This window comes from Nocardioides sp. Soil774 (assembly GCF_001428125.1).
Classification (GTDB): domain Bacteria; phylum Actinomycetota; class Actinomycetes; order Propionibacteriales; family Nocardioidaceae; genus Nocardioides.
Window position 1 is genome coordinate 588,070 of sequence record NZ_LMSM01000006.1, and the last position, 21,997, is coordinate 610,066.

At 73.2% G+C, this 21,997-nt stretch carries 27 protein-coding genes; 17 read left to right on the forward strand and 10 right to left on the reverse strand.

Annotated elements, in window-relative coordinates; translation table 11 throughout:
• The first annotated feature begins 48 nt into the window (after positions 1–48).
• Both ASG76_RS08380 and ASG76_RS08385 read left to right on the forward strand, forming a co-directional pair.
• Positions 49–1,092: an aldose epimerase family protein gene (locus ASG76_RS08380; protein ID WP_200948105.1), complete on the forward strand. Its 1,044-nt coding sequence runs from the start codon at positions 49–51 to the stop codon at positions 1,090–1,092.
• A 56-nt stretch (positions 1,093–1,148) separates the two neighbouring features.
• Positions 1,149–1,841 carry a GAF and ANTAR domain-containing protein gene (locus tag ASG76_RS08385; protein WP_162254098.1) on the forward strand — a complete coding sequence of 231 codons (693 nt, stop codon included), beginning with the start codon at positions 1,149–1,151 and terminating at the stop codon, positions 1,839–1,841.
• A 3-nt stretch (positions 1,842–1,844) separates the two neighbouring features.
• Here the strand turns inward: ASG76_RS08385 and ASG76_RS08390 are convergent, their stop codons facing one another.
• Positions 1,845–2,285, reverse strand: coding sequence for an SRPBCC family protein (locus tag ASG76_RS08390; RefSeq protein WP_056602010.1), 441 nt, complete (start codon positions 2,283–2,285; stop codon positions 1,845–1,847).
• A gap of 82 nt (positions 2,286–2,367) precedes the next feature.
• Between ASG76_RS08390 and ASG76_RS08395 the strand changes: the two genes are divergently transcribed.
• From ASG76_RS08395 to ASG76_RS08405, 3 genes are read left to right on the forward strand one after another with little or no spacing between them, the layout of a single operon-like run.
• Positions 2,368–2,847, forward strand: coding sequence for a PPOX class F420-dependent oxidoreductase (locus tag ASG76_RS08395; protein WP_056602011.1), 480 nt, complete (start codon positions 2,368–2,370; stop codon positions 2,845–2,847).
• Positions 2,844–3,416 (forward strand): rhomboid family intramembrane serine protease, encoded by a 573-nt coding sequence (locus ASG76_RS08400; protein WP_200948106.1) that lies wholly within the window; start codon positions 2,844–2,846, stop codon positions 3,414–3,416. The genes ASG76_RS08395 and ASG76_RS08400 overlap by 4 nt, the downstream gene beginning before the upstream one ends.
• 50 nt (positions 3,417–3,466) lie before the next feature.
• The gene (locus tag ASG76_RS08405) at positions 3,467–3,910 is read left to right on the forward strand and encodes a hypothetical protein (protein ID WP_056602012.1); all 444 of its coding nucleotides are present in this window, start codon (positions 3,467–3,469) and stop codon (positions 3,908–3,910) included.
• Between the two features lies 1 nt (position 3,911).
• Here the strand turns inward: ASG76_RS08405 and ASG76_RS08410 are convergent, their stop codons facing one another.
• Positions 3,912–5,342, reverse strand: a complete 1,431-nt coding sequence (locus tag ASG76_RS08410; protein ID WP_056602013.1) for an FAD-dependent oxidoreductase — start codon at positions 5,340–5,342, stop codon at positions 3,912–3,914.
• Positions 5,343–5,681: 339 nt separating this feature from the next.
• On the opposite strand from ASG76_RS08410, the gene ASG76_RS08415 reads away from it, so the two are divergent.
• Complete coding sequence (locus ASG76_RS08415) at positions 5,682–6,305, forward strand: flavodoxin family protein (RefSeq protein WP_235529451.1); 624 nt, start codon at positions 5,682–5,684, stop codon at positions 6,303–6,305.
• 5 nt (positions 6,306–6,310) lie between these two features.
• Here ASG76_RS08415 and ASG76_RS08420 read toward each other — a convergent pair whose 3' ends face one another.
• A complete protein-coding gene (locus ASG76_RS08420; RefSeq protein WP_162254099.1) occupies positions 6,311–6,994 on the reverse strand; it encodes an HAD family hydrolase in 684 nt (227 codons plus the stop codon).
• 129 nt (positions 6,995–7,123) lie between these two features.
• On the opposite strand from ASG76_RS08420, the gene ASG76_RS08425 reads away from it, so the two are divergent.
• Both ASG76_RS08425 and ASG76_RS08430 read left to right on the forward strand, forming a co-directional pair.
• Positions 7,124–7,801, forward strand: coding sequence for an ANTAR domain-containing protein (locus ASG76_RS08425; protein WP_056602015.1), 678 nt, complete (start codon positions 7,124–7,126; stop codon positions 7,799–7,801).
• Positions 7,802–7,892: 91 nt separating this feature from the next.
• The gene (locus ASG76_RS08430) at positions 7,893–8,516 is read left to right on the forward strand and encodes a response regulator transcription factor (RefSeq protein WP_056602016.1); all 624 of its coding nucleotides are present in this window, start codon (positions 7,893–7,895) and stop codon (positions 8,514–8,516) included.
• A gap of 10 nt (positions 8,517–8,526) precedes the next feature.
• On the opposite strand, the gene ASG76_RS08435 is transcribed toward ASG76_RS08430, so the two are convergent.
• Entirely contained in the window at positions 8,527–8,979 is a 453-nt protein-coding gene (locus ASG76_RS08435) for a hypothetical protein (protein WP_056602017.1), read from the reverse strand.
• 118 nt (positions 8,980–9,097) lie between these two features.
• Here ASG76_RS08435 and ASG76_RS08440 point away from each other — a divergent pair, with 118 nt between their 5' ends.
• The 3 genes from ASG76_RS08440 to ASG76_RS08450 are packed head-to-tail and all read left to right on the forward strand — an operon-like array spanning position 9,098 to position 11,390.
• Positions 9,098–10,246, forward strand: coding sequence for an alcohol dehydrogenase catalytic domain-containing protein (locus ASG76_RS08440; protein ID WP_414858318.1), 1,149 nt, complete (start codon positions 9,098–9,100; stop codon positions 10,244–10,246).
• 20 nt (positions 10,247–10,266) lie between these two features.
• Complete coding sequence (locus tag ASG76_RS08445) at positions 10,267–11,199, forward strand: iron-containing redox enzyme family protein (protein ID WP_235529452.1); 933 nt, start codon at positions 10,267–10,269, stop codon at positions 11,197–11,199.
• Positions 11,196–11,390, forward strand: a complete 195-nt coding sequence (locus tag ASG76_RS08450; RefSeq protein ID WP_056602020.1) for a CDGSH iron-sulfur domain-containing protein — start codon at positions 11,196–11,198, stop codon at positions 11,388–11,390. The genes ASG76_RS08445 and ASG76_RS08450 overlap by 4 nt, the downstream gene beginning before the upstream one ends.
• Here the strand turns inward: ASG76_RS08450 and ASG76_RS08455 are convergent.
• The 3 genes from ASG76_RS08455 to ASG76_RS08465 are packed head-to-tail and all read right to left on the reverse strand — an operon-like array spanning position 11,377 to position 14,062.
• Positions 11,377–12,006 carry a methyltransferase gene (locus ASG76_RS08455; RefSeq protein ID WP_056602021.1) on the reverse strand — a complete coding sequence of 210 codons (630 nt, stop codon included), beginning with the start codon at positions 12,004–12,006 and terminating at the stop codon, positions 11,377–11,379. The genes ASG76_RS08450 and ASG76_RS08455 overlap by 14 nt on opposite strands.
• Complete coding sequence (locus tag ASG76_RS08460; RefSeq protein WP_056602022.1) at positions 12,003–13,628, reverse strand: phytoene desaturase family protein; 1,626 nt, start codon at positions 13,626–13,628, stop codon at positions 12,003–12,005. Before ASG76_RS08460 ends, ASG76_RS08455 begins: the two co-directional genes overlap by 4 nt.
• Positions 13,625–14,062, reverse strand: a complete 438-nt coding sequence (locus tag ASG76_RS08465) for an SRPBCC family protein (protein WP_056602023.1) — start codon at positions 14,060–14,062, stop codon at positions 13,625–13,627. Before ASG76_RS08465 ends, ASG76_RS08460 begins: the two co-directional genes overlap by 4 nt.
• 195 nt (positions 14,063–14,257) lie before the next feature.
• Between ASG76_RS08465 and ASG76_RS08470 the strand changes: the two genes are divergently transcribed.
• Complete coding sequence (locus tag ASG76_RS08470; protein WP_056602024.1) at positions 14,258–14,941, forward strand: GAF and ANTAR domain-containing protein; 684 nt, start codon at positions 14,258–14,260, stop codon at positions 14,939–14,941.
• 6 nt (positions 14,942–14,947) lie between these two features.
• On the opposite strand, the gene ASG76_RS08475 is transcribed toward ASG76_RS08470, so the two are convergent.
• Positions 14,948–15,661, reverse strand: a complete 714-nt coding sequence (locus tag ASG76_RS08475; protein WP_056602025.1) for a GAF and ANTAR domain-containing protein — start codon at positions 15,659–15,661, stop codon at positions 14,948–14,950.
• A complete protein-coding gene (locus ASG76_RS08480; protein WP_056602026.1) occupies positions 15,658–16,005 on the reverse strand; it encodes an ANTAR domain-containing protein in 348 nt (115 codons plus the stop codon). The genes ASG76_RS08475 and ASG76_RS08480 overlap by 4 nt, the downstream gene beginning before the upstream one ends.
• Before the next feature lie 180 nt (positions 16,006–16,185).
• On the opposite strand from ASG76_RS08480, the gene ASG76_RS08485 reads away from it, so the two are divergent.
• Both ASG76_RS08485 and ASG76_RS08490 read left to right on the forward strand, forming a co-directional pair.
• Complete coding sequence (locus ASG76_RS08485; protein WP_056602027.1) at positions 16,186–17,181, forward strand: helix-turn-helix transcriptional regulator; 996 nt, start codon at positions 16,186–16,188, stop codon at positions 17,179–17,181.
• Positions 17,182–17,291: 110 nt separating this feature from the next.
• Complete coding sequence (locus ASG76_RS08490) at positions 17,292–18,017, forward strand: sigma-70 family RNA polymerase sigma factor (protein WP_056602028.1); 726 nt, start codon at positions 17,292–17,294, stop codon at positions 18,015–18,017.
• Positions 18,018–18,041: 24 nt separating this feature from the next.
• On the opposite strand, the gene ASG76_RS08495 is transcribed toward ASG76_RS08490, so the two are convergent.
• Positions 18,042–18,614, reverse strand: coding sequence for a carboxymuconolactone decarboxylase family protein (locus ASG76_RS08495; protein ID WP_200948107.1), 573 nt, complete (start codon positions 18,612–18,614; stop codon positions 18,042–18,044).
• 35 nt (positions 18,615–18,649) lie between these two features.
• Between ASG76_RS08495 and ASG76_RS08500 the strand changes: the two genes are divergently transcribed.
• From ASG76_RS08500 to ASG76_RS08510, 3 genes are all read left to right on the forward strand, one after another.
• Positions 18,650–19,024, forward strand: a complete 375-nt coding sequence (locus ASG76_RS08500; protein ID WP_056602030.1) for a hypothetical protein — start codon at positions 18,650–18,652, stop codon at positions 19,022–19,024.
• Between the two features lie 48 nt (positions 19,025–19,072).
• A complete protein-coding gene (locus tag ASG76_RS08505) occupies positions 19,073–19,828 on the forward strand; it encodes a SurA N-terminal domain-containing protein (RefSeq protein ID WP_056602031.1) in 756 nt (251 codons plus the stop codon).
• A 140-nt stretch (positions 19,829–19,968) separates the two neighbouring features.
• Positions 19,969–21,996, forward strand: coding sequence for an ATP-binding protein (locus tag ASG76_RS08510; protein ID WP_056602032.1), 2,028 nt, complete (start codon positions 19,969–19,971; stop codon positions 21,994–21,996).
• Position 21,997 lies beyond the last annotated feature (1 nt).

Here is a 21,997-nt window from a genome sequence, read left to right on the forward strand (position 1 = left end):
TGATGGTCGCCCCGGCCGGCCGGTTCCACCATGGACGAGGATGGACCCGTGACGCGAGACCGTGTGTTCGGCCGGCTGCCCGACGGGCGCGACGTGCGCCTGCTGACGATCGGGGCCGAGCCCGGCCCGGTGGTCGAGGTGCTGACGCTGGGGGCCACGGTCCACCGGCTGCTGGTGACCGGCGGCGACGACCAGCGGCGCAACGTCGTGCTCGGCCACCCCGACGTCGACGAGCGGCTCGCGAGCGGTGACTACGTCGGCGGCACCATCGGCCGCTACGCCAACCGGATCGCCGGCGGCCGCTTCCCGCTGGCCGGGCGCGAGGTCGAGGTCGGCGCCCACGACCGCGGCAACAGCCTCCACGGCGGGCCGGACGGCTTCGACGTACGGCTCTGGGACGTGGTCTCGCACACTGCGGACGAGGTCGTGCTGTCGATGGTCAGCCCCGACGGCGACCAGGGCTTCCCCGGCGAGGTCGCAGTGACGACCACCTACCGCGTCGTCGGCGACGCCGTGACGGTCACGATGGAGGCGAACACCGATGCGACAACGGTCGTCAACCTGACCAACCACGCCTACCTCAACCTCGACGGCGAGGGTGCCGGCACCGTCGACGACCACGAGCTGCTGGTCGAGGCCGACGAGTTCACGCCGGTGGATGCCACCGGCATCCCGACCGGCGGCCACGAGCCGGTCAGCGGCACTCCGTTCGACCTGCGCGAGCCGCGCCTGCTCGGACCGGTGGTCCGGGCCGAGCACCCGCAGGTCGTCGACGCGCGGGGCATCGACCACGACTACGTCGTGCGCGGCACCGGCCTGCGCCGCGCCGCGGCCCTCACGTCACGACGTACGGCGACGAGCGTGGAGCTCTGGACCGACCAGCCCGGCCTGCAGGTCTACACAGGCAACTTCCTCGACGGCACCCGCCGGGGCACCGGGGGCAGGCGCTACCGCCAGGGCGACGGCATCGCCCTCGAGCCGCAGCTCCACCCCGACTCGCCGCACCACCCCGAGTGGCCGTCGGCGACGCTGGAGCCGGGGGAGACCTACCGCGCGGCGCTCGAGTGGCGGTTCGTCGCACCGCGGAATTGAACGGGCGGTCACAATGTTCTGCGACACGGCCAGGACGGCCGAGCAGAGGAGTGACGGTGCCCGAGGACAACCCCATCGTGACGGACTTCGTCGACCTCGCCCAGGCGCTGGGCGCGGCTGACGCGGACCGGCACCGGCTCGAGCTGGCGGTCGAGGCCGCCGTCGAGCTCATCGGACCCTGCGGCCATGCGGGCATCACCCTCTTCCGCGACGGCGAGTGCCACACCCTCGCCGGCAGCAGCGAGGTGCCGTCGATGGTCAACAAGCTGCAGAACGAGACCGGCCAGGGCCCGTGCCACATCCCCGGGCGCGAGCAGGAGACCATCACGTGCACCGACCTCGCGCGCGACGCGCGATGGCCCGACTGGGGTCGCCGGGTCGACGCCGAGCTCGGTCTCGGCTCCTCGATGTCGCTGCTGGTCTTCACCGCCCGCGACCACTACGGCACGCTCAGCCTCTACTTCGGCGAGCCGCACGCCTTCGGTCCCGACGACCTGGCGATCGCCCAGGCGCTGGCGGGGCACCTCGCCGTGTCGCTGGCCGCGAGTCGCGAGATCGACGGGCTCGGGATCGCGCTGGCCAGCCGTACGGTCATCGGCCAGGCCGAGGGCATCGTCATGGAGCGGCTCACGGTCGACGCCGACCAGGCCCTGGCCTACCTCAAGCGTGTCTCCTCGCACACCAACACCAAGCTGGTCCAGGTCGCCCACGAGCTGGTGCGCACGCGCCAGCTCCCGGAGATCCCGTAGGGCTCAGGCCAGGCGGTTCAGCACCGTGGTCATGTCGTCCTCGGTGTCGCTGCCGATCTTCTCGAAGACGACCTTCATGACCGGGTCGGCCAGCTTCGCCGCCCCCTTCATCTCTATGTTCGCCTCGTAGGTCACCCGGCTGCCGGGGCCGTCCGGGCTGGGCACGACGGTGATGGTGTCGGTGGAGGTCGCGCGGTCGTTGCGACCGACGAGCACGATCGTGTCGGCGGTGAGCTTCTCGAGGGTGTAGTCGAGCTCGGTCGTCACGCCGGCGATCTTCGAGGTGTTGTGCCAGGTCGACCCCACGCCGACGGGTCCGGAGTCGGTGCGCGTGCAGGACTCCGTGCCCGGGTCCCACTCCTCGGCGTTGCTGAAGTCCTTGAGGTAGTCCAGCACCACGGCGGGCTCGGGACGGACGTCGAACGTGCGGTTCACAGTGGTCATGGCCTCGACAGTAGGCACGTGCTCGCGCACCACAGACCGCCCGAAGGGGTGCGCGTTGCTGCCGTCTGGCTAGCCTCGGAGCATGGCCCCCTCGATCGCCACGAACACCTCCGTCGAGCTCGACGAGCTCCTCGACTTCGTCCGGCCGCGCCACCACATGGTGCTCATCACCAGCCGCGCCGACGGCTCCCCGCAGGCCTCGCCGGTGTCCGGCGGGGTCGACGACAGCGGCCGGATCGTCATCGCCACCTATCCCCAGCGCGCCAAGACGAAGAACGCGCGCAAGCGGCCGCAGGTCTCGGTGATGGTCCTCTCCGACGACTGGGACGACGCGTGGGTCCAGGTCGACGGCGACTGCGAGGTGCTCGACGCGACCGAGGGCGACGAGGCGCTCGACGCCTTCGTGGAGTACTTCCGCAACATCGCCGGCGAGCACTCCGACTGGGAGGACTACCGACGAGCGATGGTCGAGCAGGGCAAGTCGCTGCTGCGGATCACCCCGACCCGCTGGAGCACGGTGTCCACCGGCGGCTTCCCGCCCGAGGTGGCTGCGCGCTCGTGACCAGCAGCTGGCAGCGGGCCGCCGTGCTCGTCGGCGGCTTCGTGGGGCTGCTGTGGGTGCTGGAGGTCGTCGACACCGTGACCGGGCACCCGCTCGACGCCTGGGGCGTACGCCCCCGCACCGACGAGGGCCTGGTCGGTGTGGTGGTCGCGCCGATGCTCCACTTCGGCTTCGCCCACCTCGTCGGCAACACCGTGCCCGTGCTCGTGCTCGGCTTCCTCACCCTCGCGACCGGCATCGCGCGCGGGCTGCTCGCGACCGCCATCATCTGGCTCGTCGGCGGCCTCGGCGTGTGGGCCGTCGCGCAGCCCGGCAGCGTCCACGCCGGTGCCTCGGTGCTGATCTTCGGCTGGATCGTCTTCCTGGTCGTGCGCGGACTGCTGGACCGGCACCCGCTGGAGATCCTCATCGGCGTCGCGGTCTTCCTGCTCTACAGCAGCGCCCTGCTCGGCGTGCTGCCCGGCCAGCCGGGCATCTCGTGGCAGGGCCACCTCTTCGGCGCCCTCGGCGGCTTCGTCGCGGCCCGCCTGCTGCGCCGCCGGCGCGATGAGGCGAGCATCACGTACTGAGCAGTAACAAACCCCGGACGGGCGGCGCACCCCGCTCCTAGCCTGCGGGCATGCGTGCTCTCCTCCCCGCCCTCGCCCTCGTCCTGACCGCCCTCTCCGCGTGCTCCGCGGAGGCGGAGGAGGCTCCCGAGCAGTCAGCCAACCCCGTGCAGCGCGAGGACGCCACTGCTGCCGAGTGGCGCGCCGACCTGGCCGCCGAGCTCGGCACCGACGCCTTCGACTTCCTCGCCCTCCAGCAGGCGGCCGCCGTCGACTGCCAGCGCACCGACGCCGGGGCCTGGGCCGTCGAGCTCGCGCTGAGCGGCGACGTCTCCACCTCGGCACTGACGCGCATCGGGCTCGAGCACGCCTGCGCCGACGTCGTGGCGGCCTTCGACGAGGGCCTCGCCGCGGTCGAGCAGGCCGGGGACCCGCTCGACCTCGTGTGCGGCCCCGGCGTGCGGCTGTCCTCGCAGGACCGGCTGCGCGCCGACCTGGTCTGCGCCCAGCGCTGAGCTACTGGTCGGGAGCCGTACGCCGCTTCAGCGGGCGGGTGGCCGGGCCCTCGAGGACCTGGCCGTCCGGAGTGAACCGCGAGCCGTGGAGCGGGCAGTCCCACGTCTCCTCGGCGTCGTTCCACTTCAGCAGCCCGCCGAGGTGGGTGCACACGCCCACCACCCCACACTCCCGCGCGGTGGCAGCGGCACCTGCGCCGGGCAGCCTCTCGCGGGCGACCCGGGCTGCGCCCGCGGCGAGCGAGGCGGCGACCCCGAGGTTGATCCGGGCCACCTCGGCGGCGCTCGACGCGCTCGGCGCGCGACCGTGGAGCTCGCGCGCCCATGGCGGCACCTCGCCGAGGATGTCGCCGGAGATGGTGCGCGCGGCGGCGACGGCGTTGGCCATGCCCCACTTCTCGTAGCCGGTGGCGACGTGGACCCGGCCGCGTGACCCGGGCAGCCGGTCGACCATCGGCAGGCCGTCGGGCGTGCGGTAGTCCTGTGCCGACCAGTGGTGCGTCTCGGTGGCCTGCGGGTAGTGGCGCGCGCTCCATGCGCGCAGCTCCTCGAGGTGCTCGCGCTCGGAGCGCGTACGACCCACGACGTGCCCGCTGCCGCCCACCACCAGCACCCCGCCGGGGGCGTCGCGGACCGACCGGGCGTCGGAGCCGGCGGAGAGGTACATCCCGTCCAGCGCGGTCGCGCCGGTGAAGGCCAGCGCGTAGGAGCGCATCGGCTCGAGCCGCGCGAAGTGGGCGCCGCGGTCGAGGACGGGGGTGCCGGTCGCCAGCACGACGTGTCGCGCGCGCAGCTCCCCGCCGCGCTCGAGGCCGACGACGGGCTCGCCGGTCCGTGACACTGACACCACCCGGTGCCCCTGGTGCAGCGTGCCGCCGTGCTCGCGCAGCTGCTCCACCAGCGCCAGCAGCACCTGCACCGCGTCGAGCTGCGCCTGGTCGGGCAGCACCGTCGCCCCGACGTGGGGGAACGGCACGTCCAGCCGCTCCTGCCACGTCACGGGCAGCCCGAGCGAGCCGGCCGCCCGGTGCTCGTCCTCGACGGAGCCCAGCTCGTCGTGCGTCGCGGCGTACGTCACCGCGGCGCGGCGCTGCACCTCGACGCCGTGGTCGGCGCAGAAGCGCAGGAGCCACTCCATGCCCTCGCGGTTGCTGTCGACGTAGGCGCTGGCGAGGGACTGCGAGCGGTGCCGGCGGATCCGCGAGAGGTGCGTGCCCTGGAGCAGCGAGACCTTGCCGGTGGTGTGGCCCGTCGTGACGGCGCCGACGTGGCGGGCCTCGACGCACGCCACGCGCAGCCCGGCGCGCGCCAGCAGCAGCGCGGTCGTCAGGCCGGTCAGGCCGGCGCCCGCGACGACCACGTCGAGCTGCTCCTCGGTCGGGAGCGGGTCGTCGTCGACCGGCGCGGCGCGGTCGAGCCACAGGGAGGTCACGAGTCGTCGTCCGGGTCGTTGACCGGGTCGGTGTCGAGGTGCGTCTGGGGATCGGCCATCGGGCCGTCGGGGGGTGTGGGGTGCTGGGGCTCGGGGCTCGGCACTGTGCTCGTCCTCTCGTGGGGTGGCGCTGGGCGGACGTCCCGTACCCCCTCGGAAGAAGATCAGTAGCGCGTGCATGGACCTCGCAGGGAGGGGTACTGGGCTGCTGCGGGGCCGTCCCGGCGACCCCGCACCAGGTTCCACGAGACCCGTCGAGGACCCCCAGCCGTACGCCGTGCATGGAGCCCCCGACGGGTCTCGTGCATGTGGTGCCCGTGCCGGGGTACCGACCGCCGCATGCCCGACATGACTCGCGACCTGTCCTGCCTCGTCCTCAGCTGCACGCTCAAGCCGTCACCGGCCGAGTCCAGCTCCGACCTCCTTGGCTCGCAGGTGCTGGCGGCCTTCGGCGAGCTCGGCGTCACGGGGTCGGTGGAGCGCGTGGTGGACCACGACGTCCGCTTCGGCGTGAGCACCGACGAGGGCGACGGCGACGCGTGGCCGACGTTGCGCCAGCGGGTCCTCGACGCCGACATCCTGGTGCTGGTGACCCCGATCTGGATGGGGCAGCCCGCCTCGGTCGCCAAGATGGTGCTCGAGCGCCTCGACGCCGAGCTGTCCGAGACCGATGACGACGGCCGGTTGCTGACCTTCGGCAAGGTGGCCGCCGTGGGCGTCGTCGGCAACGAGGACGGCGCCCACCACGTGAGCGCCGAGCTCTTCCAGGCGCTTGACGACGTCGGCTTCACCATCCCGGCCCAGGCGGTCACCTACTGGGTGGGAGAGGCCATGCAGACAGTGGACTACAAGGACGTCTCCCCGACGCCGGAGAAGACGGCCGGCGCCACCCAGGTCCTTACCCGCCACGCGGCGCACCTGGCCGGCCTGCTCAAGGCCTCGCCCTACCCCGCGGGGGACTGACCGCCTCAGTGCGAGCGCAGCGGCCCGCCCTCGAGTCGCTCGAGGAGGTCGCGCGGGCCGTCGTAGACCCACGAGGCGCCGGCCGACCGCAGCCGCTCGGCACTGATGCCACCGCTGCGCACCCCGATGCTGGCCACGGAGGCGGCCTCGGCGGACAGGGCGTCCCAGACGGCGTCGCCCACGACGACGGGCTTGCCCCCACCGCTGCCGCCGGCGCGCTCGATCGCGAGCTGCACCGAGTCGGGCGCCGGCTTGCTGGCCGCGCCGTCGGACCCCGTCACGATCGCCGTGAGGTGGCGGCGTACGTCGAGGAGGTCGAGCAGCTCGTCGACGATCTCGTTCTCCGACGAGCTGGCGAGCGCGAGCCGGTGGCCGTGCCGGGCCAGCTCCTCGACGAGCTCGGAGGCGCCGTCGAGCGCACACACGGTGCGGAGCGTGGCACGGAAGTACTTGTCGTGCAGCTCGCGCACGTCGTTTCCTACGGCGGCCTCGGCTGCGTCACCCGCCACGTGCGCGACGAGGCGGTCGCCGCCCATGCCGATGGCCTCGTGGACCCGCATCGCCGACACGTGGCGCCCGACGTCGTGGAAGGCCGCCTGCCAGGCCACGACGTGCTGGTAGACCGAGTCGACGAGGGTGCCGTCGAGGTCCAGGACGACGACGGGGCGGGGCAGCTCTGCGGGGGTCACGGCGGGGCCGTACCCCGCGCCCGCGGCCGTCATGCGCCCGCCCGGGCGGGTGTGGTGTCCCTTGGGTGCCCGGGGGACCATCGAGGAGCACGCACCGCACATCGACCTGGGGGCGAAAGGGGTGAGGGCATGGAGCTGCTGCCCGAGAGCCGCGAAGCCCTGGACGAGTACGTCACGCCGACCGTCGACGACGTCGAGGGGCTGCTGCGCGTGATCGAGGGCTGGGCGCTGCGGGCGGTGCCGGAGTGCGTCGCGCTGAGCGTCACGATCCTCGACGAGGACCTGACCTTCACCCTCGTCGACGACATGAGCACCGTCGGCGATCGTGTGCCGTCGCCGACACCTGACGCGGGGCCTGACCAGGCGTGGGTGCCGGTGGTCGAGGACGACGGGTCGCTCGACGAGGGCGGCTGGGCCGAGATGGCGCGCGAGCGCGCCTTCGCCGGCATCGAGAGCACGGTGTGCCTGCCGGTCGTCGAGCACGGCCGGGCAGTGCTCAACATCGACCTCTACGCCTCCACCGCCCACGCCTTCCGGGGCCGCATCGACGGACTGGTCGAGGCCCTGGGCGCCTGGCAGGCGGGCGCGGTGACCAACGCCGACCTCGGCTTCGAGTCGCTCAAGCGGGCGGAGGCCGCTCCCGAGCGGCTGCGCGAGCAGCGCGTGGTCGACGTGGCCGTCGGCCTGGTGGCCGCTCGGGTCGGGGTCACCACCGACGATGCGCTGGTGCTCCTGCGGGTCGCGGCGGACCGCGCCGGCACGAGCGAGACGCAGGCGGCGACGATCGCCCAGGCACTCCTGGGCTGAGGCGGCGGCGTATGGGCCCCGCCCATCGGGGTACCTCGCTGCCATGGAACGCCCCCCGACACCCGGTCACCGACACATCAAGGTCGCGGTCGTGGACGAGAGCGAGCTCGTCGTCCACGGTCTGCGCACCATGCTCGAGCCGCACTCCGCGATCATCTCCATCGTCCCGCATCGCTCAGCCGAGCCTGCCCCCCTGTGCGACCTCACGCTCTACGAGCCGTCGGGTCACCGGCGTACGCCGTCCACGCGGGCGACGCCGCGCAAGTTCCCCTCCCGGATGGTGGCCTACGGCTGGGACTGCAGCCCGGAGGCCGTCTCGACCGAGATGGCACGCGGCGCGGCCGGCTTCGTCAGCAAGTGGCTGCCGGGTCGGCGCCTGGCCTGGAACCTGCTTCAGATCGCCGACGGCCGCACGGTCGTCGACGCCTGGTCGGGCCAGCCCGAGCCGACGCGGGCCGGCGCCGAGAAGTGGCCGCTCACCCAGCGCGAGACCGAGGTGCTCTCGATGATCGCCTCGGGCAAGGCCAACCGCGACATCGCCGAGGAGACCAACCTCAGCATCAACTCGGTGAAGTCCTACATCCGCGGGGCTTACTCGAAGATCGAGGTGACCTCGCGCTCGCAGGCAGTGCTCTGGGCCATCCAGCACGGCCTGCTCGTCCCGGGCGAGTCGGCCTCGGAGAACCTGCGGGTCTCCCACCCCGCCAAGGTGTGACCCTGCGGGGTCAGGCCCCGGTGCCCTCCGGAGGGCCGGGCCTGGCCTCGTGCCCCTCGCGCCCCGCCGTGCGGCGCAGCTCCTTCATCTCGGCCTCGAAGATGTGTCGCCTGCCCTCGACGAGCTCGTCGAGGGCGCGCTGGTGCAGACCCTTCGCGCGGGCGTAGAAGCCGTCGTCGAAGAGCTCCACCATCTGGAACGACCACATGCCCGGCAGTGGGTTCGCCCCGAGCGCGTCGCGGTCGAGCGCGTCGGCGAGGTCGGAGTGCCCGGCCGCGCGCACCATCGCCGTCGCCTCCTCCAGGGTGCTCTCCGCGCTCCCCATCAGGCGGTGGAAGGCGTAGATGTGTCCGCGGGCGTCCTCGATGTGGTCGAGGGCGGCCGACAGCTTGCCCAGTGCCTCGATCGTCTCGTCGCTGACGCCCTCGGGGCGTTGGTGTGCGGCATCGCGTTGGTCGGTCATGGCACGAGCCTCGCACCGCCGTGACGGGCGTCGCCACGTTCGAAGGGATGCGCATGGTCCGCCGCCTGCTGGGCACTGACGGCCCATGAAGGCAGTCACCTGGCAAGGCAGACAGGACATGCAGGTCATCGAGGTGCCCGACGCGGTCATCGAGGAGCCCACCGACGTCGTCGTGGAGATCACCTCGACCGGCCTGTGCGGCTCCGACCTGCACCTCTACGACCCGCTCACCCCGTTCATGACGAGCGGCGACATCGTCGGCCACGAGCCGATGGGTGTCGTGCGCGAGGTGGGGTCGGCGGTCGAGACCCTGCAGGTGGGCGACCGCGTCGTGGTGCCGTTCAACATCAGCTGCGGCTCGTGCTGGATGTGCGACCGCGGCCTGTTCAGCCAGTGCGAGACCACGCAGAACCGTGACACCGGCACCGGCGCGAGCCTGTTCGGCTACAGCAAGCTCTACGGCCAGGTGCCCGGCGGGCAGGCCGAGCTGCTGCGCGTGCCCTTCGGCGACACGCTGCCGATCAAGGTCCCGCACGGCCCGGTCGACGACCGCTTCCTCTTCCTCTCCGACGTGCTGCCGACCGCCTGGCAGGCGGTGGAGTACGCCGACGTCGAGCCCGGCGGCACGCTGCTGGTCATCGGCGCCGGCCCGATCGGCGACATGGCGGCCCGCATCGCCCTGCACCGCGGCCTGGACGTGATCGCCGTCGACTCCGTGCGCGAGCGGCTCGCCCGCGTCCACGGCCGCGGTGCCGAGACGATCGACCACACCGAGGTCGACGGCATCGGTGACCGCGTGCGCGAGCTCACCGACGGCCGTGGCGCCGACGGCGTGATCGACGCGGTGGGGATGGAGGCCCACGGGTCACCCGTCGCCGAGACGGCCCAGAAGGCGCTCGCGCTGCTGCCCAAGAAGGTGCAGGAGAAGATCATGCTCACCGCCGGCACCGACCGGCTCGCAGCGCTGATGAGCGCGATCGACAGCGTGCGCCGCGGCGGCACGATCAGCATCTCGGGCGTCTACGGCGCCCCGACCGACCCGCTGCCGATGTTCCAGCTGTTCGACAAGCAGGTGCAGATCCGCATGGGCCAGGCCAACGTGCGCCGCTGGAGCGACGACATCCTCGCGCTGCTGCAGCAGGAGGACGACGTGCTCGGCGTCGAGTCGTTCGCCACGCACCACCTCCCGCTCGAGGACGCCCCCGAGGCCTACCGGAAGTTCCGCGACAAGGAGGACGGCATGGTCAAGGTGGTGTTCACCCCGTGAGGCTGCCCAAGCCTCGCGGCGTGCTCAGCGAATGGGTGCTGGGCCGCCTCGCCGGCACCCCGTCTGTCGGCGACGCCCCCGCGGCCGACGGCCCCGACGACGAGGCGATCGCGCTGTGGGCCCTGCACGAGGTGCTCTACCGCGGCTTCGAGGACGCCTCCGACGACGCCGAGGGCGACGTCGGCCTGTTCGCCGTGCGCCACCGGCTCGAGTCCGGACTCGAGGAGCGGCTGCGCTCGCGCTGGGCGGGCTCGGACGCCACCGCCGACGTCGGCCCTGCCGGCGTACCTGCCGCGCTGGAGGCGCTCGTCGCGGCCGACCACGGCCCGTCGCTCGCCGACCACGTACGCCGTCACGCCGACCGCGACCAGGTGATGGAGCTGTTGCGACAGCGCTCGGTCTACCACCTCAAGGAGGCCGACCCCACGGCCTGGGTCGTGCCGCGTCTGCCGGTGCGCGCCAAGGCGGCGCTGGTGGAGCTGCAGTTCGACGAGTACGGCGCCGGCGACCCCAACCGGCTGCACGCGCACCTCTTCGCCCGCGGGCTCGAGGCGGTCGGCCTGCGCCCGGAGTACGGCGCCTACGTCGACGACGCGCTGCCCGAGACCCTCGAGCTCAACAACGCGCTGTCCCTCTTCGGGCTCCGGCGCAGGCTGAGGGGAGCGGCGGTCGGGCACCTCGCCGCCTTCGAGATGACCAGCTCGCTGCCCTCGCGCAAGCTCGTCCAGGGCCTCGACCGGCTGGGGATGGACGGCCCGATGGCGACCTACTATGACGAGCACGTGGAGGCCGACGCCGTCCACGAGCAGCTGGCCGCCCACGACATCTGCGGCACCCTGGCCGAGGACGAGCCCGACCAGGTCGACGCGATCCTCTTCGGGGCCTTCACCTGCCTCGACCTCGAGGCCCGGTTCGCCACCGCGATGTTCAGCAGCTGGGGGGTGGCTCGATGAGCCAGGACTTCGCCCACCCCGACGTGGTGCTGTGCCCGCACGGGCCGATGCTGGTGCGTGGTGCGACCTCGATCCAGGACGCGGACGGCACCGTGCACGCCGTGGAGCGCCCGGTGGTGGCCCTGTGCCGCTGCGAGAAGTCGAGCCGGCTCCCGTGGTGCGACGGCACCCACAAGCTCATCCCGCGCTAGCGGGCCGCTCGATCAGGGCCAGCACCCCGCGCGTCTCCTGACGCACCTCGCCCATCAGCAACGGGCCGTCGGCGAAGGCCGGCTCGGCCAGCAATGCCCCGGCCTGGTCGGTCGTGCCCAGCTGGAGGACGGCGGCGCCACCCGGGGCCAGGTGCGCGGCGATCACGGCGACGCAGGCCCGCGCGACGTCGAGGCCGTCGTCGCCGCCGTCGATGGCCGAGAGCGGGTCCTCGGGGAACTCCGTCGTCCGGCTGCGCGGCACCCACGGCGGGTCGGCGACGACGACCGCGAACAGCTCGTCGTCCCCGAGCGCCGACTCGAGGCGTCTCTCACGGATGTCGACCCGGTCGGCCAGGCCGGCCCGGGTGGCGTTGGTGCGCGCGTGCGCACAGGCGGCCGGGTTGGCGTCGACCATCACGAGCCGCCGGTCGTTGTCGGCCACGGCGAGGAGGCCGATGTGTCCCGCGCCCGAGCACAGCTCGAGCACCGGACCCGCGGGTGCGCCCGCCATGAGCTCGGCCGCCCACCGCGACTGGGCCGCGGTCCACTCGCGCGGGCGCAGCACCCGGTCGTCGAAGTCGATGGTGAGGGGTCCGAAGGCCATCGTCTGCGTCATCGGACCGCCCTCGGCGTACGACGCCCGGGCAGGGCGTGCGTGCGGTGGTGCCAGATGGCCGCGCGGGCCGCGTTGGCGCCGGCCGAGCCGTGCACCCCGCCGCCGGGGTGGGCCGAGGCCGAGGCGAGGAACAGGCCCGGCAGCCCGGTCGCGGCGCGTCCGCGCATCGCGGGCACCGGACGGAACACCAGCTCCTGGTGCAGCTGGGAGGTGCCGCCGTTCACGGCGCCGCCGACCAGGTTGGCGTTGCGGGACTCCAGCTCGTGGGGGCCCATGACGCGGCGCGCGGAGACCAGGTCGCCGAAGCCCGGGGCGCGCTCCTCGATGCGGGCCTGCATGCGGTCGGCGAAGCGCTCGAGGTCGTCGTGGTCCCAGCGTCCGGTGATCTCGCCGCCGGCGTCGGTGCGCGTCGCCGCGGGCTGCGGGACGTGGGTGTAGGCCCACATCGACTCCGTGCCGGCGGGGGAGCGCGTCGGGTCGCTCGTGGTCATCTGGCCGGTGAGCAGGAACGGCCGGTCCGGCACCTCTCCCGACGACACCTGCGCCAGCGTGCGCGTCATCTCCTCGACCGAGTCGGCCACGTGCACGGTCCCGGGCACGTCGTCCGGCCGGCCCGTCCAGGGCACGGACCCGGTCAGGGCCCAGTCGACCTTCACGGTGCCGGGGTCCATCTCGAAGTCACGCATCCCGCGCACGACGCGCGGGGGCAGGTCCTCGTCGCGGACGAGGCCGCCGAAGAGGTGGGGAGCCACGACGTCGGCCAGCACCGCGGGGGCGTCGTAGGACTCGCCCTCGGCGGTGACGACACCCGTGACACGGCCGCCGGAGACGACGACACGGGCCACGGGCGTGCCGGTCAGCAGCTCACCGCCCCGGCTCGCCAGGCGCCGGACCAGCGCGTCGGTCAGCGACTGCGCGCCGCCGCGCGGCACGGGGAAGCCGACCGTCTGCCCGAGCATCGTCATCAGCACCCCGAACACCCCGGAGCCGGGGGAGGAGAGGGGGAAGTCGGCGTGCCCGGCGTTGCCGGCCAGCAGCAGCGCCCCGGCCGGTCCTCCGAACAGCTCGCGACCGAGCGAGGACACGGGCGTGGCCAGGCGTCGTACGACGTCGAGGCCACCGGCGCGGGCGATGGCCGGCAGCAGGCGCGCGCCCGCCCGCACCGGCGGGAAGGGCGAGGTCAGGCCGTCGACCAGCGCGGGGCCGATGCGGTCCCACGTCGAGCACAGCTCCAGCCAGGCGTCGCCGTCGCCGGCGTGCAGCTGCTCGAGGCCGGCCGCGGTGCGGTGGCGGTCGCGGTGCAGCACCGCCCACTGGCCCTCGCCGAAGGGGTGGCCGAGCACGGCGGGGGCGTGTTCCCACACCAGTCCGTGCTCCTCGAGCCTCAGCGACGTCATCGCGCGCGAGGCCACCGCGAGGGGGTAGAAGGCGCTGAAGGTGTCGTGCACGAAGTCGGGGTGCAGCTCGCGGTCGCTGCGCACGGCACCGCCGGGTGTCGTCTGCGCCTCGAGCACGAGCACCCGCCAGCCCGCGTCTGCCAGCACGTTGGCCGCCACCAGGCCGTTGGGCCCGGCGCCGATGACGATCGCGTCGTGCGAGCGGCCTGCCGCGGCCGTGCTCACCTGGTCCGGCCCTCCACGACGAAGGCGAGGCGGCGCAGGGTCTCGACGTTGCGCAGGTGGAGCTGGGGGTCCTGGACCGCCTTGGGCAGCAGTGCTCCGGGGCCGGCCACCGCCTGCTCGACGATGGTGACCACGGTGGCGTCGTTGCCCGGCTGCAGCGAGATGTCCACGTGGGCCTCGCCGGCCGGCCAGCCGCGCGCCCGCAGCGCGAGCCGGCGACCCTCCTCCACCTCGACCACCTCGGTGGTGTCGTCGATCAGGAGCGGCCACACGCCGACGCTGTGGTGCAGCTTCGAGCCCACCGCCGGCCACGTCTCGTCGACGTCGCGCATCCGGGAGGCGCCCACGACGAAGAGGGGGTAGAGCCAGCCGTCGGCCAGCACCGACCAGACCTGCTCGGGGGTCGCGGCGATCGGTCGGCTGGTGGTGCTCATCGGGTGTGCTCCTTCATGCGCGCGACGTACCCCTGATGCGGCCCAGCATGCGTGCCCGCGGCGCGAGGACGTCCGAAGGTAGGTGTCGCGTTGAACGACGGTGCGTCGGGAGGATAACTTTCCCCCGGACTCGAGAACACGGGTCGTAGGTGCTCTGTCCCGAGGTCTGTCTTGTCGTCCCACGACTCCCTGCCCGTGTTCGCCCGGTTGGCCGTCGAGCTCCACCAGGAGCCCGACGAGCACGCCGCCTCGTACGCCGTCGTTGCCCGCATGCACGAGGTCGTGCCCGACGCCGACAAGGTGGGCCTCTCTGCCCGCGAGTCCCGCGGTCGCCACCGCCACCTCGCGGCCAGCCACCCGCTGGCGGCGAAGGCCGACACGCTCCAGCACGAGCTGGGCGAGGGCCCCGGCGTCGAGGTCGCCGAGGACGGCGGCTGGGTGCGGGTCGGCGACGTCGCGGCCGACGCGCGCTGGACGTCCTGGGCGCCGCAGGCGCTCGACCTGGGGATCCGCTCGCTGCTCGCGGTGGAGCTGGCCGAGCGGCTCGGCGCGCTCACGCTCTACAGCACGGTGCCCGGCTGCTTCGCCGAGCGCGAGGTCGTCGACCGGGCGCTGGCCTACGCGGCCCACGCCGCGGTCGCACTGTCGTGCGCGCGGCAGTCGACGTCCCTCGAGGCGGCGGTCGGCTCGCGCCACGTGATCGGGATGGCCCAGGGGATCGCCATGGAGCGCTACGGCCTCGACCAGGGCCAGAGCTTCGAGCTCCTGCGGCGCCTGTCGTCGACGACCAACGTCAAGCTGCGCGACGTCGCGGCCCAGATCGTCGAGACCCGGGTGATCCCGCAGGACCACCCGCGCGAGGAGCTCGACGAGCAGTGAGCCGCCTCAGACCGGAAGGGCGCCGGTCTCGAGGACCTGCTCGGCCACCAGGCCGATCTTCGTGCGGCGGCTGCGGGCGGCGGTGCGCAGCGCGTTGAAGGCCGCGACCGGGTCGGTCGACTCCTTCGCCATCAGGTAGCCCACGGCCCGCTCGATGACGACGCGGTAGTCGAGGGCGTACTGCAGCTGGCGGGCGAGCTCGCCGGCGGTGTGCGCCTGCACGGCGGCCATCAGCGTGGTCGCGATGACCTCGGCGTAGCGGGCCAGCGCGGTCACCTCGCTGTCGTCCCAGTCGTGGGCGTGCTCGCGGTAGACGTCGAGGGTGCCGACCGGCACGCCGCCGACCCGCACGGGGGTGCCGAGCACGGCGCGCACCGGCTGGGCGGCCATCGCGCGCGCGAGGGTGGGCCACCGGTGCTCGGGGTCGTCAGTGACGTCGCGGGTGGTGATCACCCGCGCCTCCACGAAGGCCTCGGTGCACGGGCCCTCCCCGGCCGCGGCCTCGGTCTGCTCCAGCAGCCGGCCGGGCCCCTCGGTGGCCGCGACGTAGCGCAGCATGTCCTGCTCGTCGGCGACGAGCAGGCCGGCGCCGCGGACGTCGAAGAGGTCGACGCAGGCGTCGAGCACGGCCTCGAGGGCGGTGACGACGCTCCCGTTGTCCTCGCGGGAGAGGGTGAGCCGTCGCAGGCTCTCGGCCAGCGCCGCCGCATCGATGCTCATGGCGCCAGATCTTCCTCCGTCCATGGTCCGGTTGGCCAGCCGGACGGTGGGAGGTGGTCGACGAACGTGGCGAGCACGGCGGCGTCCGCAGCGTCGGCGGATCCGTCGTGCGTGGCCACCAGGATGCGCGCGACGGTGCGGACCTTGGTGTTGCTGTCCTGCGAGACGCGGAGCATGGTGCGCCAGGCCTGCTCGGTGCTGCAGGAGTAACGGGCGCTCAGCAGGCCGATGGCCATGCCGATGTCGCGCTGAGACCTGACGGCCTCGTGCAGGTGCGCGACCTCGTCACGCAGCGCGTCGGTGGGCTCGGCAGGCCCGCCCGGGGGTGGGGGTGTCCCAGACATGCGGTCACCTTTCAATGACAACAGTCCGCGGACACAGGGCGGAGCTCCGGTGGAGCATCCCCACCCTACAGGGGGAGCCCCCGGACTCGCTCGATGCCGCCCCACGCCGGACTTGGGTTACAGTCGAGGGGACTCCAGCCAACGGGTCGCCGACACCCTCCTCCGGGGAGGTGGTGCCCTGTGCCACACACTCGTGCCAAGCGTGGCTCGCCCGACGCCTTCGACTTCGAGGGCACCGGCGCGCGGGCGCGCGACTGGCTGGACCGGGCCTACGGCGCCTCCTTGCGCCTCACCGGACGGGTCGGCACCGTGCAGCACCGCCGCGTGGACCACGGCACGTTCGCCTTTGACCACCTCGTCATCGGTTCGCCCTTCGCCGCCGACTCCGATGCGATGCCGGGCCTCGTCGTGGTCGACCTCATCAACGGCGACTCCGCCTACAGCCGCGACCACATCACCGACTACAGCCACGACGGCGACTCGGTCCTCGCCGCCGGTTGGGACATGCCCCACTCCAACAGCAGCGAGGGCTTCGAGGTGCGCGCCACCACCATCACGGGCCAGGCGCTAGCCCTCGCGGTCGAGGACCTCCTTCCCGGCCATCCGTGGGAGCACATCTCCTTCGACTCCTACGTCCCGCACTCGCAGGCCGCCGGCGCACGCTGGCGCGCACTGGTCGACCAGCTCAGCGCTGCCGTCCCCGCAGTGCAGGCCGGGGACCCCGACCACGCGGGCGAGGCCGCGGCCGAGGCGGGCCGCCTGCTGGCGCACACGCTGCTCGCGACCTTCCCCAACGACGTGATGGCCGAGGCGGTCAGGCTGGAGCAGGAGGCGGGCCAGGGTGAGTCGTCCCCGACGCTCGTGGCCCACGCGATGCGCGTGGTCGAGGCCCGGGCGGGCGACGAGATCACGCTCGAGGAGCTGGCAAGGGAGTGCTCGATGTCGCCGCGCGCGCTGCAGTACGCCTTCCGCAAGCACCTGGGATGCTCGCCGCTGGACTACCTGCGCCTCGTGCGCCTCGACCTCGCGCGCGCAGCGCTGCGCGACGGCTCGAAGACCACCGTGAGCGACGCCGCCGCGCGGTTCGGCTTCCACAACCCGGGCCGCTTCGCCTCCGACTACCGACAGGTCTTCGACGAGAACCCTCGACAGACCTTGAACAGGAACCCCTCCTGACGGAGGTGTTCGTTTTGCGGCTGTTGCACAAGTCCCCGTCAAGGGCAAGGTTGGTCTAGACGTGCTCGCTGAAGACAACGGTGAGAGTCCTGCAAGGCAAGGAGCTCACCATGGCTCACGCAACGACCCTCACGCCGACGGACCACCGTCCGGCCCGTGACGCCCTCATCGACGAGCACCTCGCGGTCGCACGTTCGATGGCCTCGCGCTACCGCAACCGCGGCATCGAGCTCGACGACCTCGAGCAGGTGGCCCTCCTCGGGCTGACGAAGGCCGCTCAGCGCTTCGACCCCGACGCCGGCTTCGACTTCCTGTCGTTCGCCGTGCCCACGATCCGCGGCGAGCTGCGCCGCCACTTCCGCGACGCCGGCTGGGCTGTCCGCCCGCCGCGGCGCATCCAGGAGCTCCAGGCCCGTATCGCGGCCGCGCAGGAGGAGCTCGCTGCCACCCTGAATCGTTCGCCGCGGCCCACCGAGGTAGCCGCCCACCTCGGCGCCCCGCTCGACGACGTGGTCGAGGCCCTGGCGGCAGACGGCTGCTTCAGCCCCACCTCGCTCGACGCCCCCGTCGGTGACGGGGCGTCCACGCTGGGCGACCTCATGCCCGGCGACGAGCGCGAGGTGGCCCAGGCCGAGGCAAGGATCGTGCTCGCCCCGATCGTGGGCCGGCTGTCGACGCGCGATCGCCGCATCGTCCACATGCGCTTCTTCGAGGAGCGCACGCAGCAGGAGATCGCGACCGCCATCGGGCTCACCCAGGCGCAGGTCTCCCGCGTGCTCACCCGCATCCTGGCCGAGCTGCGTGGTGCGCTCGCCGAGCCGCCGATGGCGGCCTGACCAGATTCCCGATCCAGACCCCGGTCAGGTCCCGTCCCGGGGCACCCCGACGTCGTGCACGTCCATCAGCTGGGCGAGCGTGCGGTAGTAGCCGACGAGCACCACGAGCTCGGTGAGCGCGGTGGTGCCCAGGGTGCGGGACAGGTCGGCGTAGTCGTCGTCGTCGAGCCGCGCGCGGTCCTCGAGCAGCCGCCGGCACAGGGCGTACGCCGCCTGCTCGCCCGAGTCGGCCGGGGCGAAGGTGCCGTCCGCGAGGGCGGCCAGCTCGTCGTCGGCGAGCCCGGCCGCGCGACCCACACGCTCGTGCGCGTGGCGCTCGAAGGCGTTGTCGGTGGCGTGCGCCACCGCGAGGATCGCGATCTCGCGCGTCCGCTCGGGAAGCGTGCCTGCGTAGCGCAGGGCGCTGCCGAGCTCCTGGAGCGGAGCCCCGATCGCCGGCTCGTGGACCATCACGCCGAACGGACCGGTCAGCGCACCGTGCTCGTCGGTGAGGGCGAAGTGCTGGGGGCCCGAGCCCCGCGGACCGCCGACGATGCGCTCGCGCAGCGACAGCTGCTCGGTGTCCATGTCAGCGGGGGTGAGGTCTGGAAGGCGCACGATCGTGAGGATGCCGCATCCGGCATGCTGGTCGCATGCGCTTCACCGAGCACGAGCTGACCGTCGCCGTGACCGCCGCCGCGAAGGTCGTGGCAGCCGGCAAGGCGCGCCGTCGCACGAAGGGCGAGGCGGCGTGGGACGCGCTCAGCAAGATCGAGCGCTACCACCTCCTCGAGGCCGTGGGCAGCCAGGTGCTGCCGGTGCTGATCGCGCTGCCCGACGTCGAGGTGCCCGCCGGCACCCGTCCGACCTTCACCGACGCGCAGATCGCCGCCGCGGTGGACGACACGCTCGGGGAGAGCGGCGTGGGTCGGATCCGGCAGAAGGTGGCGCTCGCCGCCCGACTCACGCTCGTGCGTACGGCCCTCGCCCAGCTCCCGGTGCGCCAGGACCCCGACGCGCTCACCTGAGAGCGCCCTCAGGTTCGGTGCGTACGGTCGAGCGCGATGACTCACACCATGCGCACCCACCGAACCCGTACGTCGCTCGGCGCCCTCGCGGTCGCCGCGCTGCTCACCCTCTCCGCCTGTGGTGGCGGCGGCTCCTCGAAGGCCGACCCTGCCTCCTCGTCGAGCGACTCCGCCTCGGCCGACGCCTCTGCCTCGGCCGGCGCCGACCTCGAGGGCGTCCCGGAGGTGGTGGCGGAGGTCAACGGCGAGGAGGTCACCCGCGACGAGTTCGCGCCGATCTACTCCGCCCAGCTCGCGCAGGCCCAGGCGCAGGCCCAGTCCGGCGGCCCGGCTCCCGACGAGGAGGCGCTGAAGAAGCAGACGGTCGACGACCTCGTCGACACCGAGCTGCTCGCGCAGGAGGCCGACTCGCGCGGCATCGAGGTCTCCGACGACGACATCGACGCCGAGCTCACCACCCTGGCCGAGCAGAACGGCATGAAGTCGGGCGACGAGCTCCTCGCCGCCATCGCCAAGCAGGGCATGGACGAGGAGACCGCGCGCGACCAGGTCGAGACCCAGGTGATGGTCGAGCGGCTCGTCGCCGACGAGGACGGCCCCTTCAAGCCGACCGACAAGGAGCTGCGTGCGCTCTACGCGCAGGCCGCGAAGCAGGCGAAGGCCAGCGGTTCCGGCCAGGTGCCGCCCTTCGCCAAGGTGCGCGACCAGCTCGTCGAGCAGGCCAGGACCCAGGAGATCGGGTCCGTCGCCGGAGCGCTGGTCAAGAGCCTGCGCAAGGACGCCGACATCACCGTCAACCTCTAGTCGCCCCGCGGGCCGCACTCGGCGATCTGGCGATGTGGCTCCCGCGTGCCCCGTGGGAGAAGTAGTGTTCCGCCCGTGTGTCGGTCCCGTGTGCGCCCGTGTCGTGACCGCGCGTGCCGGATCGTGACGGAGGCGCGCGCGTGACCGTGCGTCCGGCCCTGTCGCTGCCCCGTGCGCTGGGCTTCGCGCTCGTCTACGCCGTTCTCGGTGTGGTGGCACGCCTGACCGTCGTCGACGGCCAGACCGTGAGCCTGATCTGGCCCGGCGCAGGCGTGGCCGTGCTGTGGCTCCTGGCCGAGTCGCCGCACCGGCAGTGGAGGGTGCTGGCGTCGTTGCTCGCGATCCATGCGGGGGTGGCCTGGGTCACCGGTGCGCCGGGCCCGCTCGTGCTGCTCGGCGCGACGTCGCTCGTGTGCCAGACCTGGGTCGTGGTGGCGCTCCTGCGCCGGTGGTGCCCCACGCTGCTCGGCGCCGGCGGCACGGCGAGCTTCCGCTCCCCACGCACCCTGGCGCGCACGTGCGCCGCGGCTGTCGTCGGCAGCGCGGTCGGCGCCGGGATCGGTGCCACGGGGGTGTGGGCCTCGGGCGGCGCATGGGACGGGTGGGTGCTGCAGGCGTGGTTCGCCCGGCACTTCACCGGGATCCTGGTCGTGGCCTGCGTGGGCCACCTCGCCTGGGAGTGGCGCACCCAGCACGTCGCACCGAGGGCCCGTGGCGGACACCGCACCGAGCTGGTCGTGCTCTGGGCGATCTCCGCCGTCGCGGTGTTCCTGATCTTCCTCCAGCCGCTGCCGCTGGTCTTCCTCGTGATGCCGTTGTCGGTGTGGTCCGCGGCACGCTTCCCGACCTTCCACGCCGCCCTGCACGCGCTCGCGCTCGGCGCGGGCGGGCTGCTGCTGACCCTCGTCGGCCAGGGCCCGTCGCAGATCCTGCCCGACCCCGTGCAGGCCGTGCTGGTCGCGCAGCTGTTCCTCATCGCGGTGCTGCTCACCGGCCTGGCCGTCGGCACCCTCAGCGACCGCATCGACGAGCTGGTCGTCCGCATGGGGCACGCCCGCGCCCGCGCCGCCGAGCAGGCCGAGCTCCTCGCGGAGATGACCGAGAGCATGGACGAGGGCCTCGTCGTGCTCGACCGCGACGGACGCATCGAGCGCAGCAACGGCGCCAGCCGACGCCTCGCCCACCACGTGAGCCCGGGCAAGCGTGACGCCGTCGCGCTGATGGACCTCGTCGAGCTGGCCCTCAACCCCTCGGCCGACAACACCAGCGCGGCACGGGCAGAGCTCGGCGTGGGCGACGTGTGGGTCCCGCTCGACTCCGGGGAGGACCTGGTGCTCGCCGTGTCGTGCTCCGTGCTCGCGGGACAGGGCGAGGAGACCGACGACGGTGAGGCCCACGCCGGCAGGCTGCTGGTCCTGCGCGACGTCACCGAGCACCGCCGCGGCATCCGTCCGCTGGTCGGCTTCGCCTCGACCGCCGCGCACGACCTGCGCGGACCGCTCACCGCGATCCGCTCGTGGCTCGACCTCGCCGAGGCCGACCTCGACCCCTACAGCGACACCGCCGCCTCGCTGGCCCGTGCAGGGAAGGCTGCCGACCAGATGGCCCACCTCATCGACGACCTCCTGGCCCACGCGATGGCCGAGGCCGGCGACCTGGTGGTCAGCGACGTCCCGCTGAGCGGCCCCGACGCCGCGCTCGCGCGGGCGGTGGCGCTGCTCGGCCCCGACGACGTGCTCGAGGTGCCCGACGACCTGCCCGCCGTCCACGCCGACGAGGTCGCCGTGCGCCAGCTCTTCGCCAACCTGGTCGGCAACGCCGTGAAGTACGCCCGCCCCGGTGTCCCGGCGCGGGTGCGGGTCTCGGCGGAGCGCCACGGCCCCCGCGTGGTCATCGAGGTCGAGGACAACGGCGTCGGCGTCGACGAGCTTGAGCGGGTGGCCATCTTCCAGCGCTTTCACCGCAGCGACTCCGTGCGCGCCGGCTTCCGGGGCACCGGCATGGGACTGTCGATCTGCCAGACGATCGTGCAGCGCCACGGCGGCACCATCGAGTGCCTCGCCGCCGACCCCGGCCCCGGCTCGGTGTTCCGCTTCGACCTTCCCGCCGCCGGTGCCGCGGTCGACGTACCCCCGCTGACCGTGCGCGAGGTGCTCAGCCGCACCTGAG